The organism is Allobosea sp. P4_E12 (genome assembly GCF_056401655.1).
This window is the reverse complement of sequence record NZ_JBFUIY010000018.1, coordinates 1-15,114: the sequence shown is the minus strand read 5'-3', so window position 1 is coordinate 15,114 and position 15,114 is coordinate 1. Positions and strand designations below refer to the sequence as shown.

Annotated in this window: 18 protein-coding genes; 10 read left to right on the top strand and 8 right to left on the bottom strand. The window is 64.3% G+C overall.

The genetic code is table 11. The features are described 5' to 3' along the window. Nucleotides 1–64: 64 nt before the first annotated feature. On the top strand, nucleotides 65–1,501 hold the full coding sequence (locus AC1DW9_RS22070) for a homospermidine synthase (RefSeq protein ID WP_476768947.1): 1,437 nt from the start codon (nucleotides 65–67) through the stop codon (nucleotides 1,499–1,501). Nucleotides 1,502–1,637: 136 nt separating this feature from the next. Here AC1DW9_RS22070 and AC1DW9_RS22065 read toward each other — a convergent pair whose 3' ends face one another. Together AC1DW9_RS22065 and AC1DW9_RS22060 are read right to left on the bottom strand one after the other, a co-directional pair. Continuing rightward, entirely contained in the window at nucleotides 1,638–1,943 is a 306-nt protein-coding gene (locus AC1DW9_RS22065) for a hypothetical protein (protein ID WP_441492426.1), read from the bottom strand. A 141-nt stretch (nucleotides 1,944–2,084) separates the two neighbouring features. After that, nucleotides 2,085–3,149: a hypothetical protein gene (locus AC1DW9_RS22060; RefSeq protein WP_476775540.1), complete on the bottom strand. Its 1,065-nt coding sequence runs from the start codon at nucleotides 3,147–3,149 to the stop codon at nucleotides 2,085–2,087. 473 nt (nucleotides 3,150–3,622) lie between these two features. Between AC1DW9_RS22060 and AC1DW9_RS22055 the strand changes: the two genes are divergently transcribed. Continuing rightward, entirely contained in the window at nucleotides 3,623–4,657 is a 1,035-nt protein-coding gene (locus AC1DW9_RS22055; RefSeq protein WP_441492424.1) for an aspartate-semialdehyde dehydrogenase, read from the top strand. 187 nt (nucleotides 4,658–4,844) lie between these two features. Further along, the gene (locus AC1DW9_RS22050; RefSeq protein ID WP_441505802.1) at nucleotides 4,845–5,747 is read left to right on the top strand and encodes a DMT family transporter; all 903 of its coding nucleotides are present in this window, start codon (nucleotides 4,845–4,847) and stop codon (nucleotides 5,745–5,747) included. A 5-nt stretch (nucleotides 5,748–5,752) separates the two neighbouring features. Here the strand turns inward: AC1DW9_RS22050 and AC1DW9_RS22045 are convergent, their stop codons facing one another. Next, nucleotides 5,753–6,412, bottom strand: coding sequence for a TetR/AcrR family transcriptional regulator (locus AC1DW9_RS22045; RefSeq protein WP_441505803.1), 660 nt, complete (start codon nucleotides 6,410–6,412; stop codon nucleotides 5,753–5,755). 142 nt (nucleotides 6,413–6,554) lie between these two features. Here AC1DW9_RS22045 and AC1DW9_RS22040 point away from each other — a divergent pair, with 142 nt between their 5' ends. The 6 genes from AC1DW9_RS22040 to hemP all read left to right on the top strand — a co-directional run bounded on the left by AC1DW9_RS22040 (nucleotide 6,555) and on the right by hemP (nucleotide 11,473). Further along, nucleotides 6,555–7,742: an HlyD family secretion protein gene (locus AC1DW9_RS22040; RefSeq protein ID WP_476768949.1), complete on the top strand. Its 1,188-nt coding sequence runs from the start codon at nucleotides 6,555–6,557 to the stop codon at nucleotides 7,740–7,742. Between the two features lie 147 nt (nucleotides 7,743–7,889). Then, complete coding sequence (locus AC1DW9_RS22035) at nucleotides 7,890–9,467, top strand: DHA2 family efflux MFS transporter permease subunit (protein ID WP_476855181.1); 1,578 nt, start codon at nucleotides 7,890–7,892, stop codon at nucleotides 9,465–9,467. Nucleotides 9,468–9,612: 145 nt separating this feature from the next. Continuing rightward, complete coding sequence (gene irrA, locus AC1DW9_RS22030; RefSeq protein WP_441492420.1) at nucleotides 9,613–10,152, top strand: iron response transcriptional regulator IrrA; 540 nt, start codon at nucleotides 9,613–9,615, stop codon at nucleotides 10,150–10,152. Continuing rightward, the gene (locus AC1DW9_RS22025) at nucleotides 10,149–10,436 is read left to right on the top strand and encodes a (2Fe-2S)-binding protein (protein WP_441505806.1); all 288 of its coding nucleotides are present in this window, start codon (nucleotides 10,149–10,151) and stop codon (nucleotides 10,434–10,436) included. Before irrA ends, AC1DW9_RS22025 begins: the two co-directional genes overlap by 4 nt. 124 nt (nucleotides 10,437–10,560) lie before the next feature. Continuing rightward, entirely contained in the window at nucleotides 10,561–11,046 is a 486-nt protein-coding gene (gene bfr / locus AC1DW9_RS22020) for a bacterioferritin (RefSeq protein WP_113517171.1), read from the top strand. 244 nt (nucleotides 11,047–11,290) lie between these two features. Continuing rightward, entirely contained in the window at nucleotides 11,291–11,473 is a 183-nt protein-coding gene (hemP, locus tag AC1DW9_RS22015; RefSeq protein ID WP_441505807.1) for a hemin uptake protein HemP, read from the top strand. A 207-nt stretch (nucleotides 11,474–11,680) separates the two neighbouring features. Here hemP and AC1DW9_RS22010 read toward each other — a convergent pair whose 3' ends face one another. Continuing rightward, nucleotides 11,681–12,523: an inositol monophosphatase family protein gene (locus AC1DW9_RS22010; RefSeq protein WP_441505808.1), complete on the bottom strand. Its 843-nt coding sequence runs from the start codon at nucleotides 12,521–12,523 to the stop codon at nucleotides 11,681–11,683. A gap of 247 nt (nucleotides 12,524–12,770) precedes the next feature. Here AC1DW9_RS22010 and AC1DW9_RS22005 point away from each other — a divergent pair, with 247 nt between their 5' ends. Next, nucleotides 12,771–12,926, top strand: a complete 156-nt coding sequence (locus tag AC1DW9_RS22005; RefSeq protein ID WP_476775541.1) for a hypothetical protein — start codon at nucleotides 12,771–12,773, stop codon at nucleotides 12,924–12,926. A gap of 71 nt (nucleotides 12,927–12,997) precedes the next feature. On the opposite strand, the gene AC1DW9_RS22000 is transcribed toward AC1DW9_RS22005, so the two are convergent. From AC1DW9_RS22000 to AC1DW9_RS21985, 4 genes are all read right to left on the bottom strand, one after another. After that, the gene (locus AC1DW9_RS22000) at nucleotides 12,998–13,660 is read right to left on the bottom strand and encodes a cold-shock protein (protein WP_476855180.1); all 663 of its coding nucleotides are present in this window, start codon (nucleotides 13,658–13,660) and stop codon (nucleotides 12,998–13,000) included. A 90-nt stretch (nucleotides 13,661–13,750) separates the two neighbouring features. Continuing rightward, nucleotides 13,751–14,449 carry a carbonic anhydrase gene (locus AC1DW9_RS21995; RefSeq protein WP_441508200.1) on the bottom strand — a complete coding sequence of 233 codons (699 nt, stop codon included), beginning with the start codon at nucleotides 14,447–14,449 and terminating at the stop codon, nucleotides 13,751–13,753. A gap of 71 nt (nucleotides 14,450–14,520) precedes the next feature. Next, nucleotides 14,521–14,838, bottom strand: coding sequence for a DUF167 family protein (locus tag AC1DW9_RS21990; RefSeq protein WP_441508199.1), 318 nt, complete (start codon nucleotides 14,836–14,838; stop codon nucleotides 14,521–14,523). A gap of 1 nt (nucleotide 14,839) precedes the next feature. Beyond that, nucleotides 14,840–15,106, bottom strand: coding sequence for a YggT family protein (locus AC1DW9_RS21985; RefSeq protein WP_476855189.1), 267 nt, complete (start codon nucleotides 15,104–15,106; stop codon nucleotides 14,840–14,842). Between the last annotated feature and the right edge of the window lie 8 nt (nucleotides 15,107–15,114).

Genomic DNA, 15,114 nt, shown 5'->3' with positions numbered 1-15,114 from the left:
CGGCCGCTCTCCATACGAGCCCGCGAAAGATTTACCCCCGTTCCACCCCAACCAAGGAAACATCATGACTCATTGGCCCGTCCACGGCACCATCACCGGACCGATCGTAATGATCGGGTTCGGCTCCATCGGACGCGGAACACTGCCGTTGATCGAGCGGCATTTCGAATACGACCGCAGCCGCTTCGTCGTCATCGACCCGCATGACACCAACCGTGCCCTCCTCGACGAGCGCGGCATCCGCTTCATCCAGGAAGCGGTGACCCCCGAGAACTACAAGAGCCTGCTGCAGCCCCTTCTCACCGAAGGCGGTGGCCAGGGCTTCTGCGTCAACCTGTCGGTCGACACCGGCTCGCTCGACATCATGCAATTCTGCTCCGAGCTTGGCGCACTCTATATCGACACCGTCAACGAGCCTTGGCTCGGCTTCTATTTCGACCACAGCAAGGGTCCCGAGGCCCGCTCGAACTATGCGCTGCGCGAAGCCACCATGGCTGCCAAGCGCGCGCGTCCGGCCGGCACCACCACGGCAGTCTCCTGCTGCGGCGCCAATCCCGGCATGGTCTCATGGTTCGTCAAGCAGGGCCTGCTCAACGTCGCGGCCGATCTCGGCCTCCAGACCCCCGAACCGAAGAACCGCGCCGAATGGGGCGCCCTGATGCAGCAGGTTGGCGTCAAGGGTATCCATATCGCCGAGCGCGACACCCAGCGTGCCAAGCATCCCAAGCCGCGCGATGTCTTCGTCAACACCTGGTCGGTCGAGGGTTTCGTCTCGGAAGGCCAGCAGCCGGCGGAGCTCGGCTGGGGCACGCATGAGCGCTGGATGCCAGAGAACGGTCGCACGCATGAGGCTGGCTGCCAGTCGGCGATCTATCTGCTCCAGGCCGGGGCCGAGACGCGCGTGCGGAGCTGGTGCCCGACGCCCGGCCCGCAATACGGCTTCCTGGTGACGCATAACGAGGCGATCTCGCTCTCCGATTACTTCACGGTGCGCAACGAGGCCGGCAACCCGACCTATCGGCCGACCTGCCACTATGCTTATCACCCCGCCAATGACGCCGTGCTTTCGTTGCATGAGATGTTCGGTAGCGCCGGCAAGGTGCAGGAGAAGCAGCACATCCTCGAGGAGAGCGAAATCGTCGATGGCATCGACGAACTCGGCGTACTGCTCTATGGCCACGGCAAGAATGCCTACTGGTTCGGCTCGCAACTCTCCGTGGAAGAGACCCGCCGGATTGCGCCTTATCAGAACGCCACGGGCCTCCAAGTGACCTCCGCCGTGCTTGCCGGCATGGTCTGGGCCCTGGAGAACCCGAAGGCCGGCATCGTCGAATCCGATGAGCTCGATTTCCGTCGCTGCCTGGAAGTGCAGTTGCCCTATCTCGGCCCGGTGGTCGGGACCTATACCGACTGGACGCCGCTGCAGGGCCGCCCGGGCTTCTTCCCGGAGGATATCGACACCAGCGATCCCTGGCAGTTCCGGAACATTCTGGTCCGCTGACGCCTACCATCCTCGGGAAGCCTCGCACCGGCCCGAGGGTCTCCGGACCCCGTTGCACCGCCTGAAGCAAGGCAGCACGCACCAAACAGAAAGGCCCGCCGATCCGGCGGGCCTTTCTCGTCTCTGCCCGGACGGCTCAGAAGCCCGGCGTCGAAAACGTGTTCCGGAACGGGTTCACACCGGCGCCGATGCGCGGCGGCAAGGTGCTATCGCCGTAAAGCTCAGCGACATTCGAATAGACCGGGGGTGAGATGAGCTGCTGAGTGGCGTATCGGTTCAGCGAGCCGACCGGCACGACATTGCCGGGATCGAGATAGCTGCGCTTCTGCACGATCACGCGCAACGGCTTGCGCTGCTGCTGCGCCTCGGCCACCGAAGCGACCGCGGTCAACGCCACGAGCGAAATGCCGAGACCGGCGGCGAGACGCTTGAAGGAATTCATGGCGAGGGTCTCCTGAGGCGATGACCAAGGGGAAGTAAAGCGGCGATTGATAGCGCCAAATCTATCCCGCCGCGGTTAACGCTTTTACTGCCCCATAGCTCTGAGATAACGCTCGGGCAGCCGATTTCAACGGCCGTCCCCTCACCTTTTCGCGGCCGCCTGGTGGCTCGGCAGCGTGCCTTCGGCGTCGAGCGATGACGTCTTGCGACCGGCCGCGGATGGGCGCGGCGGTGAGCAGGCGCCGCCGCGGTTACGTTCAGCTGCGGCAAAGAGGCTACGCAGCACTTGATCCTCGCCGGCGCTGAGCAGGGCAAGCCCATCGACCAGGCAGGCCAGTTGCTGACGATCGACCGGGCGCGCCGCCCCACCGCACCACCAGCCGCTCAGTCGCAGCGGCGTGTCGCCGCCCCGGTGGCGGAAGCCGATGCAGGCGCGTTCATTCGCACCATCGCTCAGGGTCACATCCGTAGCTTCGACAGAGCCGAATTTGGTGGTGAGCCCTGTCGGCGCACCGCTGCGCTGCACGGACATGCCGCGCGCAGCGGCCTCGCGCACCAGCGCGATGATGAAGGGCTGCGTCAGATGATCGTCGCCATGGTCAACGACGAGGCGCAGGAGCAGATGCGGCTTTGCCTCGGTGAACGCCCCAAAGCTCAACACATCCTCACGCTTCGCGCCGTCCTGGCTCCGGCTCGCCTCATAGGCCATGGCCTGGCGCTCCAATTCCGGAGAGTCGAGGCCAAACATCGCGATCGGCCGCGCGATCCTGGTCCAGTCTTCATGTTGGGCGCCGAGCAGGCGCGGCTCCTGGCGAACGTCCCGAACGGACCGGATCTCCGCAGCCGGTTGCTCGGCAAGGCTGGCGACCTGCATCTCGCCGCCATCGCCCGAAAGGCCCGTGACGAGCGCAGCCGCCATCCCGATACCGGCAACGGCTGCCAGGCCGCGCCAGGCCAGACCGCCGGTCAGGCCCAGGCCACGATGGCGGACGGCAGCGCGCAGCCAGCGGAGGATTGTCCGCATCGCTGCCTCGACATGGTCCATCACGCTGATCAAGGCGCCAATCGGATCGGGACCGCCGAGCTTGCCCTTCACGCTGCCCGCCACAGGCAAGGCACGATGTGCGGCCGCCGAGCCGAGCTCCCGGCAGCTCGAGCCGAGCCGGCGAAAGCCATTGACCAGTAACGCTGCGAACTCACGCGACACGACAAGACCCCGCTCGTTGCCTGCGCCTCCGCGCCAGCAGCCTGTCCTCACCCGCCGGCGACGCTGAGGGCATCCGGGTCAGTATCGGGTTACCGGCGGCCTGCGAACCGCGATTGTCGTGAATCGCTGGTTAGGAGGCAGGGTTAATCCCGTCCTGACGCGCTGGGCTGCCGAGACCAATTGACTTTTTATCGCCGCGGGTGTTCTGGATGAGCATCGCGAGGCGAGCATCCACTCGAGCGCGACCGCGAATGCTTTCAGCCCTATGGGATTTGGCTCTGTGATTGTCGCCCTGACGACGAAACGCACGACCAAAACGACGACCGGCACGCTCCGGACGTCGCGCTGACGCTTCGCCTCGGTTCCGGGCCCTCCCCCCCGGCGGGGGCTAAGGCCGAACCCGCCATCCAGACCAGGCGGGTCGGCATCTCCCGGGGGAGGCAGAACCGGTTACTTCCAAAAGGAACAGCAGCATGAGCTTCAAGGTCGCGGTTGTCGGCGCCACAGGCAATGTGGGTCGCGAAATATTCGACATCCTTGCCGAGCGGGCTTTCCCGGTGAGCGAGGTCGTGGCGCTTGCCTCCTCGCGCTCGATTGGTACCGAGGTCTCCTTCGGCGACAAGACGCTGAAGGTGAAGGCGCTCGATCACTATGATTTCTCCGATACCGATATCTGCCTGATGTCGGCGGGGGGCGAGGTCTCGAAGCAATGGTCGCCGAAGATCGGCGGCCAGGGCTGCGTCGTCATCGACAATTCCTCGGCCTGGCGCATGCATCCCGACGTGCCCCTGATCGTGCCGGAGGTGAATGCCGCGGCGGCCGCCGGCTTCTCCAAGATGAACATCATCGCTAACCCGAACTGCTCGACCGCGCAGCTCGTCGTGGCGCTGAAGCCGCTGCATGACCGCTTCGGCGTCAAGCGCGTCGTCGTCTCGACCTATCAGTCGGTCTCCGGCGCCGGCAAGGAAGGCATGGACGAGCTCTTCAACCAGACGCGCGCCGTGTTCTCGGCCGGCGACGTCGTCACCAAGAAGTTCCCCAAGCGCATCTCCTTCAACCTCATCCCGCAGATCGACGTCTTCATGGAGGACGGCTTCACCAAGGAAGAGTGGAAGATGATGGCGGAAACCAAGAAGATCCTCGATCCGAAGATCAAGCTGACCGCCACCTGCGTGCGCGTGCCCGTCTTCATCGGCCATTCCGAGAGCGTCAACATCGAATGCGAGAAGCCGATCACAGCCGACGAGGCGCGCGAGGTGCTCCGCACCGCGCCCGGCATCCTCGTCATCGATAAGCACGAGCCCGGCGGCTACATCACCCCGCACGAGGCGGCCGGCGAGGACGCGACCTATGTTTCGCGCATCCGCGAGGACAATACGGTCGAGAACGGTCTCGCCTTCTGGTGCGTCTCGGACAATCTGCGCAAGGGCGCAGCCCTGAACGCCGTGCAGATCGCCGAGGTGCTGGTCAACCGCAAGCTGATCCAGCCGCGCAAGAAGGCGGCCTGATTCCGACAGCTCGGAAAGCTCCACGAAGGCGGGCGCAAGCCCGCCTTTTTCATGAAGGGCCCGGGCGCATGGGCGCTGTTCCGAGTTTGCGCGCCCGCCGCAGGCAAATCCTGCTAGCGTCGTCCCACTCTCCAGTTCCGGCGTCGCCTTGTCCTCTCCCCACCCTTCAAAAGCTCCGGTACCGGCCTTGCCCGCGCATACCGAGGCCGTTCCTCCCGTGCCGCAACGTCGCGATGCTGCGCTGCGCGGCATCGGATTGATGCTGCTTGCCAGCATCTTCCTGTCCAGCTCCGACGTCGCTTCGAAATATCTCGCGGCGACGATGCCCGCGCTACAGATCACCTGGCTGCGCTATGCCGCCTTTACGGCGATCATGTTGGCGGTGGCACTGCGCGGCGGCGCAGCACGCCTGCGACCGAAGCGTCTGCACATGCAGTTGCTGAGAGGCGTCGCAGTCACCCTCTCCTCCATCATCTTCGTCTCGTCGCTGCGATACCTGCCGATCGCTGATGCGACCGCGACAAGCTTCATTGCGCCGCTCTTCGTCACGGCCTTGTCGATCCCGATGCTTGGGGAGAAGGTTGGCTGGCGGCGCTGGACCGCGACCCTGGTCGGTTTGGCCGGTGTCCTGATCATCGTCCGGCCCGGAGGTGCCAACTTCCACGCCGCGTCGCTTTTGCCAGCGCTTTCAGCCGCGACCTGGGCCTTTGCCCTGATCGTTACCCGCATGATGAGCACGACCGAGGATCCGGTGACGACACTGACCTGGTCGGCCGTGGTCGGCTTCCTGCTGCTGACCGTACTGCAGCCCCTCGGCTGGCAGCCACTTACGGCGGAGGCGATCGCCATCGGCATCTTCATCGGCGTCGCTTCGACCATCGGGCACTGGTTCGTCATCATCGCCTTCCGCCATGCCGACGCCTCCCTGCTCGCGCCCTTCTCCTATGTGCAACTGCTCTGGGCTTCGGTCTTCGGCTTCTTCCTGTTCTCGGTCCTGCCGGATCTCTTCACCTTGCTGGGCTCGGTGATCATCGCCGCCTCGGGCCTCTACACCGCCCATCGCGAGCGGATGCGGGCGCGAGCCTTGTAAGCGGACTATCGCTTGCCGTATCGCGCGAGGAACATTGCGACCGCCGAGGCAACCACGCGGGAGATCTCGGCCTCGGACGGTCGCTCGCGCACCGCATTGAACAGGCGCGGGCGCAGCACGGTCGACTGGCACAGGTCAACGAACTGCACGGCTGCCAGCGCGGTATCGTCGATCTCCAGCTGTCCCTCCGCGACCTTGCGGTCGAGATAGCCGGCGATGCGCCGTGCGCCCTGCAACGGTCCGTTCTCGTAGAATTCACGGCCGAGATCGGGCATGCGCTCCGCCACGCCAACGACGATGCGCTGGGCGCTGAGCGCAAAATCGCAGACCAGGAGCTGGACGATCCGCTCGCCGAAATGCGTCAACGCATGACCGAGATCGGGATCATCGTCGAGCGCTTCGAAGATCCCGCGCTTCTGTTCTTCACGCTCGCGTTCGATCAGGGCGACGAAGAGATGTTCCTTGTCCTCGAAATAGACATAGAGCGTGCCCTTCGAGACATTCGCGGCCGCGGCAATGTCGCTCATGCTGGCATTGTCGAACCCGCGCGTCAGGAAGACCTCATGGGCTCCGTCCAGGATCTGGCGACGTTTGTCGGGATCTGCGCCCGCCGCACGCCGTTTCCGGCGCGGCGGCACTCCTGCGATCTTCACAACCTCGTCCATGACCCCATCTCGCCCCGGCATTTTGCGCCGCACAAAAATAATCGAACCACTCAGTTCGATTTCACTTGATATGCGCCATCGCCAGCGCTATTTCAACTGAAATCGAACCGATCGGTTCGAACAGTGATTATCAGGATCGCCCATGTCCGCCGAGACAAAGACTGAGTCGCGTCGGGACCGGCTGAAGCTGGTCGACCCCGCGCTCGAAACCACGCCGCTCCCCGCCCAGGCCCGCAAGGCCGACGAAGCAGCTCCGCGCGAAGCGGAGAGCCCTGCCGCCGCCAAGCCCCGCGGCAAGACGGTGCGCCGTGCGGGCATGATGCTGCTGGCGACAGCCGCGCTCGGCTCCGGACTCTGGTTCGGCGTCGACTGGTGGCGCAATGGCCGTTTCATCGTTTCGACTGACGACGCCTATGTCGGCGCCGAGATGGCCACGATCTCGGCCAAGCTCGCAGCCAATGTCGCAACTGTCGCCGTCAAGCAGAACCAGCAGGTCAAGGCCGGCGAGCCGCTCGTCACCCTCGACGATGGCGACCAGCGCATCGCACTGGAGAGCGCCCGCGCCAAGAGCGCGACGGCAGGCGCGACGCTGCTGCGCATCGACAGCCAGATCGAGGCCGGCCGCGCCAGCCTGCTGCAGGCCCAGGCGCAGCGGGACTCGACCCAGGCCGATATCATCCGCACCGTCGCCGATTTCGACCGCGCCAACAGCCTTGCCGCCAAGTCCTACGGATCGCAGGCGACCCTCGATGCGGCAACGGCAGCGCGTGACCGAGCCCGCGCCGCACTGGCCAGCGCCGAGGCCGGGGTCTCCGCGGCCGAAGCCAATATCAAGGTGCTGGAGGCACAGCGCAACGAAGCCTCCCGCCAGATGGACGAGCTGAAGGTCGCCGAGGACAAGGCCGCCCGCGACCTGTCCTTCACCAGGATCGCAGCGCCGATCGACGGACTGGTCGCCAACACCAATGTCCAGCTTGGCGACCTCGTCAGTGCCGGCAAGCGGCTGATGTCGATCGTCCCGCTCGACCAGGTCTATATCGATGCCAACTTCAAGGAGACGCAGGTTGGCGGCCTGAAGATCGGCGACAAGGCAAGGGTCACGGTCGACGCCCTGCCCGATCAGGTGTTTGACGGCGTCGTCAGCGGCATTTCCGGCGGCACGGGCTCGGTGTTCTCGCTGCTGCCTCCTGACAACGCCACCGGCAATTTCACCAAAATCGTCCAGCGCGTCCCGGTGCGCATCACGCTCAGCCCGCAGGCCATTGCGCGCCATGCGCTGCGTCCGGGCATGTCGGTCGTGGTGAAGATCGACCCGCGCCCTCAGGCCTGAACGGAACCACAAGACCCATTCCGGATGGCGCGTCGCGACGATCCGGAATCCATGCAGCCGTAACGCCCACCGATTGACCCCGGCTTTGCGCGGCCAATGCCGCTTGGCCAGGGCGACGGTGCGGGGCGCCAGGAAGACGAGGCCGTCATGGCCACTGCAACACTGACAGCCGGCGCGCCGGCGGCCTCCGACGCCATCCCGATGCGGCGGATCTTCGCCTTCCTGGCGATGGTCTTCGGCATGTTCATGGCGATCCTCGACATCCAGATCGTCTCCGCCTCGCTGGCCGAGATCCAGGCGGGCCTGTCAGCCAGCGCCGACGAGATCGCCTGGGTCCAGACCGCCTATCTGATCGCAGAAGTGATCATGATCCCGCTCTCCGGCTATCTCAGCCGGGCGCTGTCGACCCGCGTCTTCTTCTCGATCGCCGCAGCCGGGTTCACGGTCTCGAGCGTGCTGTGCGCGATGTCGTCCTCGATCAACGAGATGATCCTGTGGCGCGCGGTCCAGGGCTTCATCGGCGGCGGCATGATTCCCGGCGTCTTCGCGGCCGCCTTCACCATCTTCCCGGCCTCGAAGCGGCCGATCGTCTCGCCGCTGATCGGGCTTGTCGCGACGCTCGCGCCGACCATCGGCCCGACGGTCGGCGGCTATCTCAGCCATGCCTTCTCCTGGCATTGGCTCTTCCTGGTCAACGTCATCCCCGGCATCGGCGTCACCATCGCAGCCTGGACGCTGATCGATTTCGACAAGCCGCAGCCCGGCCTGCTCAAGCGTTTCGACTGGCTCGGCCTCGCCAGCATGGCCGCCTTCCTCGGCAGCCTCGAATATGTGCTGGAGGAAGGCACGCGGCTCGACTGGTTCCAGAGCCACGAGATCGTGTTCTTCACCGCGTTGATGCTGGTGGGCGCGGTCCTGTTCTTCTGGCGGGCGCTGACGCGCGAGGATCCGCTCGTCGATCTCTACGCCTTCACCAACCGCAACTTCGCCTTCGGCTCGCTCTTCAGCTTCACGATGGGCATTGGCCTCTACGGGCTGACCTATCTCYACCCCGTCTTTCTCGGCCGCATCCGCGGCTATGACGCGCTGATGATCGGCGAGACGATGTTCGTCACCGGCCTGTGCATGTTCCTGACGGCGCCCGTCGCCGGCAAGCTGTCGCAGAAGCTCGATCCACGCGTGATGATGATGATCGGTTTCGCCGGCTTCGCCGCCGGCACCTATCTCGCGTCCTTCATCACCAAGGACTGGGACTTCCACGAACTGCTGCTGCCCCAGATCCTGCGCGGCGTCTCGCTGATGCTGTGCATGGTGCCGATCAACAATCTGGCGCTCGGCACCTTGCCTCCGGCGCAGCTCAAGAACGCATCGGGCCTCTACAACCTGACGCGCAATCTTGGCGGCGCGGTGGGCCTCGCCGTGATCAACACGCTGCTGAACACCCGGACCGACCTGCACATCACCCGGCTGCATGAAGCTGTCGCTGTCGGCAGCCAGGTCGCCGAAGAGAGGCTGGCCCAGATGATGCAGCTTTTCGCCAGCTATGGCGCCAATGCCGAGGCGATGGCGCTCGCCAAAATCAGTCAACTCGCCCATCGCGAGGCCTTGGTCATGGCCTTCGGCGATGTCTTTCTCGGCCTGACCTGGATCTTTGCAGGGCTGGTCGTGCTGGCCGTGTTCATGCGCAAGCCGCCCAAAGCGCCCCCCGCCGAGGCCGGGCACTAGCCGCGCCGGGACCTGATGCACCGTGTCGCAGCCGGCTCCGGATTGACATTCGCGCGGAGTCCCGCCAAATATAGCAATGATATCAGTAGTTTAGATATTTTCTAAACTACGAGGCCGGCATGCCGGCGATGTGGAAGGCGTACCGATGAGCGTTTTGCCCGTGAAGGATCCCAGCCAGGCCCGTGCTGCCGCGGAACAGATTCCGTGGCCGCAGAAGAGCCCTGCTTCCTGCCCGATCAGCGCGGTGAAAACGCGGCTACGCAATGCTGGCCTGCGTCCGACCAGGCAGCGCATGGCGCTGGGCTGGCTGCTCTTCGCCAAGGGCGACCGGCACGTCAGCGCCGAAATGCTCTATGAGGAGGCGCTGCGCGCCCGCGAACCGCTGTCCCTCGCGACCGTCTACAACACGCTGCGGCAGTTCTCGGAAGCTGGCCTGCTCCGCCAGGTTTCGGTGTCCGGCCCCAAGACTTTCTTCGACACCAATGTGTCGGAGCATCACCATTTCTATAACGAGGACGACGAAACCGTCGTCGACATCCCTGGCTCGGAAATCCAGGTCTCCGGCCTGCCCGTCGCCCCGGAAGGCATGATGATCTCGTCCGTGGAGGTCATTGTCCGCCTGCGCAACGCCGATGGCGCCGAAGTCGAGACCCGGGTCGCCGCCGGAGCTGGGCACCACGCGTGATCGTCTGCTCCTGCAACGTCCTGTCCTGTCGGCAGATCAAGGGAACCATTGCCCCCGATGGCACTGGACCGGTGACGGCTGGCGAGGCCTATGACTGTCTGGGCTGCAGCCCGGACTGCGGACGTTGCGCCCGGGCCGTCAGAGCCATTCTTGCTGAGGCCCGCGCCGCCTGCGCCAGCCAATGCCATTCCTGCGCCAGTCGCGACGTTGAATGCGCGGTGCATGTCTCCGTCACCCAGATGATGGACGGGCTGGCGATCGAGAAAGACACGATCGCGGCCTGAGGCTTCTCGGCCGCGGGCCACGTCGATATTTCCCGGTCCTGGCGCGACTTCTCCCTTTCATTCTCCGAATTGCCGCTCTACATTAGGATCATTCTAATGTGATGCGAGCCCGAGGAGAGCTGCGATGAAGGGTGACAAGAAGGTCATCGAATACCTCAACAAGGGGCTCCGCTCCGAGCTGACCGCGATCAATCAGTACTGGCTGCACTACCGGATGCTCGACAATTGGGGGCTGAAGGAGATGGCCAAGACCTGGAAGAAGGAATCGATCGAGGAAATGGTCCATGCCGACCGTTTCGTCGACCGCATCCTTTTCCTCGAGGGCTTCCCCAATCTGCAGACGCTTGACGCACTGCGCATCGGCGAGAACGTCAAGGAAGTGATCGAGTGCGATCTCAAGGCCGAGGTCGAGGCGCGCGGACTCTATCAGGAAGCGGCCAAGTATTGCCGCGAGGTCGGCGACTACCCGTCCGAGGACCTGTTCAAGGCGTTGATGAAGGATGAGGAAGGTCATATCGACTTCCTCGAGACCCAGCTCGACCTCATCGAGCGCGTCGGCATCGAACTCTACACCCAGAAACATATCGGCGGACTCGAAGCGGATCATTGATCCCCGAAGCATTCCGACGCCGGTCGCAAGCCGGACCTGCCCCGCAGGTCCGGCTTTTTCGTGCGGAAGCAGTGGCCCGAAGTCGGAACAGGACCACCGCCTTGACGGCGCGATTGAAAGCGACCTAATTCATAGGCTGATACCGACGTAGTTTGTAATGATTATCGTTCAATACTGAAGCTCTACGGAAGATCAGCGCCGAACCTTGTCTGCCTCCTGCAGATTATCGATTTGGATCGCTGCGATGAGTTCCGTTCCGCCATCTGATCTTGCTGGCAAGACAGCACCCCACTCCGGACAATCGGACGTCCCGGTCGTCGACGTCCGCCAATTGGTCGGCACCGGACGCGAGGTCATCCTGATGCATCTTGGCGAGGCCTATCGCCTGCGCGTCACCGCCCGCGACCGGTTGATCCTGACCAAATAGCGCCCCGCTCGCCAAGCCACGCGCTCTGTGCCAGAGAGCCTGCTTCCGTCCCGGACTCCTCTCCGCTGTCCTCGGGCGCGATTCCGAGGGCCGGCTCGTTCGCAAGTCCGGAATCATGGCGATCGTTCTGGCGGGCGGCGAAATCCGCTCAGGCGATGCCATCGGCCTGACCTTGCCTGACCTCCCGCATCGCGCGCTCGAACGGGTCTAGTCGAGCGCTCGCAACCAAGACTCGCTCGGCCCTGAGCGATCATTGCGCCAATCGAAGAGCGCCGTGTGCGTCGCTCGCCAATGTTCGGGCGTGCGCGCTGCCAAGAGGCCAGAGCCGTCTTGTCCAGCGCGATAGGGCGAACCATCCCAGCGCGCGACGCGGCCGCCAGCCTCGCTCAGGAACAACGTTCCGGGCAGATGATCCCATGGCAGCGTTCGCCAGAAGACGGCGAAATCGCGCTCGCCAGTGGCAATGGCAGGATATTCGGCCCCCGCGCAAAGCAGCGGCGGCACGATTAAGGGCACTCGATCCAAGCGCGCCTCGATGACCTCAAGCACGTCAGGCGGCAGGAAACGAGTGGAGATCGAGCCCCGCCGCAGCCCATCCGGCTTCCCATCAGCGACCACGGGCACTCCATTGATCTGGGCGCCGCTGCCCAGTTCGGCGACATGAAGCTGATCCGACAACGGATCGAGCATCCAGGCTGCGACGACCTCGCCTTCGCGAAGCAGTGCAAGCATGATCGAAAATGGTCCTCGGCCGGAAATGAAATTTCCGGTGCCGTCCAGCGGATCGATCAACCAGACGGTGCCCCGATCGAGAGTGTCAGCCAATGCAGGCGTCTTGGCGCAGGCTTCCTCGCCCACGACCCTGGCGGACGGATCGAGCAGCAGCAATTGCTCGCCGATCAACCGTTCGGCATGCTGATCGGCAACGGTGACGAGTTCTCCCGGGGACTTTTCCTCCACATCACGCGCGGTCAGATTGCGAAAGCGCGGCAAAATCGCCTCTGCAGCTGCCTGTCGCAGAACCGTCGATACTTTATCGATCAGACTCATCGTGATTTCGGCTCCCCTATCTCGGGCTTGCCTTCTGGATCCCGCCAATTTGCCAAGGACCGCCTACCACCACCCAAACCGGCGCCGCGTTTCAAAGGAAGCGCCCCGTACTCGCGCCCGAACCGCGAGCACCGATCGCGAAACAAAAAGATCGGGTTGTTGGGGCTCCGGCCGCCCGTTGATACGGGATGACGGAGAGCGGTCTTCCGGTCGGGCTCCATCGATCCAACCGGTCAGGAGGCCTGCCATGGAGCTGTTCGTCGGTCTTGATGTGTCTGTTCGCACCACCAGCGTCTGCGTCATGGATGCGGGCGGCAAGCTGATCCGGGAGAGCAAGGTCGAGAGCGAGCCGGAGGCGATCGACGGCGGGCTCTATGACCCCGCGGTGGGCGCTTTTGCTTGACTCCTACCGCCCCAAAAGAGAAGGCCCGCCAAACCGGCGGGCCTTGGATCAGGTCGGTGCAAAAGCAACGATCAGATGAAACTGACGTTCGCAGCTTCCGGGCCCTTCTTGCCGGCGCGGATCGAGRAACGCACGCGCTGCCCGTCCATCGGCGGCTGCAGGCCGCTGCGGCTCAGCGAACTGACATGCAGGAACACATCCGGTCCGCCATTGTCAGGCGCGATGAAGCCGAATCCGCGATCGGAGTTGAAGAACTTGACGGCACCGTCATAGGGCCCTTCCATCGGGGCGCTGTTGCGATCGCCGAAGCCGCCGCGATCGCCGCGGTCGTAACCACCGCCACCGTAGCCACCACCACCGCCACCATAACCACCGCCGCCGCCATAGCCGCCACCACCGAAATCGTCACGCGGCGGGCGCGGCGAGAACGGGCGCGGAGCACGCTCGCCACGCGGGGCGGCGGGCGTTGCGGTCGAGGCGTCGATCTCGTGCACGGCCACGACCTGAAGACCGCGGCGGCCTTCGCCGAGATCGGCAACGATCGTCGCACCCGGCTGCAGATCCTGCGGATCGAGCGGACCGATGGACGAGACATGCACAAAAACGTCGCCGGATCCGTCGGCAGGAGACGCGAATCCGAAGCCCTTCTCAGGGTCGAACCACTTGATCTTGGCTTCGATATTTTCGTGGGTGACGAAGGGAGCGGGAGCCGAGGGCTTACGACGATCGAACATGCGAGCTTCAAAAATCAGTGACCGGGAAGCGACAATCTAGCGCAAGCCGCGCCCGCCGTCATGGGGGGCGGAGCAGCTAAATTTTCGCCCTCATCCGGCTTCGCTGCAGCGGATAGTCTGCACCTTTTTGGGCATCTCGCCAATGGCCGGAACGAACTGTCCGGTCGCGGCATCGAGCACCATCARCACGCCGGTCGCGACGGCGAAATAGGCACCGTGCAGCTTCAGCCGGCCCTTGCCCTCGAGGATGCTGATGCAGGGAAACGTCCGCAGATTGGCGAGAGATTGCTGGATCGAGGCCAGCGCCAGGCGCTCGACATAGGTTTCCAGGTCCTCGTTGCGGCCGCGGCCGCCGCTGCGCTGTGCTGCCGGATTGATCAGCGTGATCCATTTTCCGATGAAATCGCCGGGCGAAAGCGGCCCCTGCGCATCATCGGCAAAGGCGCGGATGCCGCCACAGCGGCCATGGCCCATCACGACGATATGCTCGACCTTCAGCGCCTGAACGCCATATTCGAGCGCGGCCGAGGTGCCGTGCAGCTGATCGTCGGGCGAGAATGGCGGAACCAGATTGGCGACGTTGCGCACCACGAACATTTCGCCGGGGCGCGCATCGAAGATGGTTTCGGGCGCGACACGCGAGTCGCAGCAACCGATCAGCATGATCTTGGGAGTCTGGCCGCTTTCGGCGAGCTCCTCATAGCGGCTCTTCTCGCGCGAGAAACGTTCGTCGAGGAAGGCGCGATAGCCTTCCGTGAGCCGCTCAGGAAAAGACTGGGGTGTGTCCATTGCCCTTGTTCGGACAGGAACTGGCCGCCTTCGTCAAGAGATTTGTGCAGCGCGGGAGGAGCGAAGAGCCCCTAGCCCGCCGCAAGAAGCTGTTCCAGCCGCACCGCGAGCAGGTCGGCTTCCCCCGCAACCAGCAGAGTCTTGAGCCGCGCCGTGCTTCCGGCAGCCAATGTCACGGCGGAACGGGAGACCGACAGGCTGCGCGCCAGCAAGGCGATCAGCGCTGCATTGGCCTCCCCCTCGCTGGGCGCGGCCCGCACCCGTGCCTTGAGCACGGCACGGCCGTCCGCGAGGACCTCGATGCCGTCGACCCCGTCGCGCCCACCGCGCGGGGTCAGCCTGACGCTCAGCCGCAATCCCCCGGGCGTCGCCGTCCAGGGAACGGCCATCTCAGAATACGGCAGGGTACAGATAGCGCTCGATCACGCGCTCGATGAAGAAGATGATCAGCAGCAGGATGATCGGCGAGATGTCGATACCGCCGAGATTGGGCAGCATGTTCCGGATCGGCCTGAGCACCGGCTCGGTCACCCGATAGAGGAAATCCCAGACCGAGGAGACGAACTGATTGCGGGTATTAACGACGTTGAAGGCGATCAGCCAACTCAAAACCGCTGATATGATGAGGAGCCAAGTGTAGATGTTCAGCGCGAGCATCACCACGT

What these genes read in the sequence shown, in the direction of transcription:
- AC1DW9_RS22065 (WP_441492426.1), bottom strand. Translation starts at nt 1,943, where the DNA reads ATGAATTCCTTCAAGCGTCTCGCCGCCGGTCTCGGCATTTCGCTCGTG.
- AC1DW9_RS22040 (WP_476768949.1), top strand. Translation starts at nt 6,555, where the DNA reads ATGTCCGCCGAGACAAAGACTGAGTCGCGTCGGGACCGGCTGAAGCTG.
- AC1DW9_RS21990 (WP_441508199.1), bottom strand. Translation starts at nt 14,838, where the DNA reads ATGGCCGTTCCCTGGACGGCGACGCCCGGGGGATTGCGGCTGAGCGTC.
- AC1DW9_RS22045 (WP_441505803.1), bottom strand. Translation starts at nt 6,412, where the DNA reads ATGGACGAGGTTGTGAAGATCGCAGGAGTGCCGCCGCGCCGGAAACGG.
- hemP (WP_441505807.1), top strand. Translation starts at nt 11,291, where the DNA reads ATGAGTTCCGTTCCGCCATCTGATCTTGCTGGCAAGACAGCACCCCAC.
- AC1DW9_RS22055 (WP_441492424.1), top strand. Translation starts at nt 3,623, where the DNA reads ATGAGCTTCAAGGTCGCGGTTGTCGGCGCCACAGGCAATGTGGGTCGC.
- AC1DW9_RS21985 (WP_476855189.1), bottom strand. Translation starts at nt 15,106, where the DNA reads ATGCTCGCGCTGAACATCTACACTTGGCTCCTCATCATATCAGCGGTT.
- AC1DW9_RS22070 (WP_476768947.1), top strand. Translation starts at nt 65, where the DNA reads ATGACTCATTGGCCCGTCCACGGCACCATCACCGGACCGATCGTAATG.
- bfr (WP_113517171.1), top strand. Translation starts at nt 10,561, where the DNA reads ATGAAGGGTGACAAGAAGGTCATCGAATACCTCAACAAGGGGCTCCGC.
- irrA (WP_441492420.1), top strand. Translation starts at nt 9,613, where the DNA reads ATGAGCGTTTTGCCCGTGAAGGATCCCAGCCAGGCCCGTGCTGCCGCG.
- AC1DW9_RS22010 (WP_441505808.1), bottom strand. Translation starts at nt 12,523, where the DNA reads ATGAGTCTGATCGATAAAGTATCGACGGTTCTGCGACAGGCAGCTGCA.
- AC1DW9_RS22005 (WP_476775541.1), top strand. Translation starts at nt 12,771, where the DNA reads ATGGAGCTGTTCGTCGGTCTTGATGTGTCTGTTCGCACCACCAGCGTC.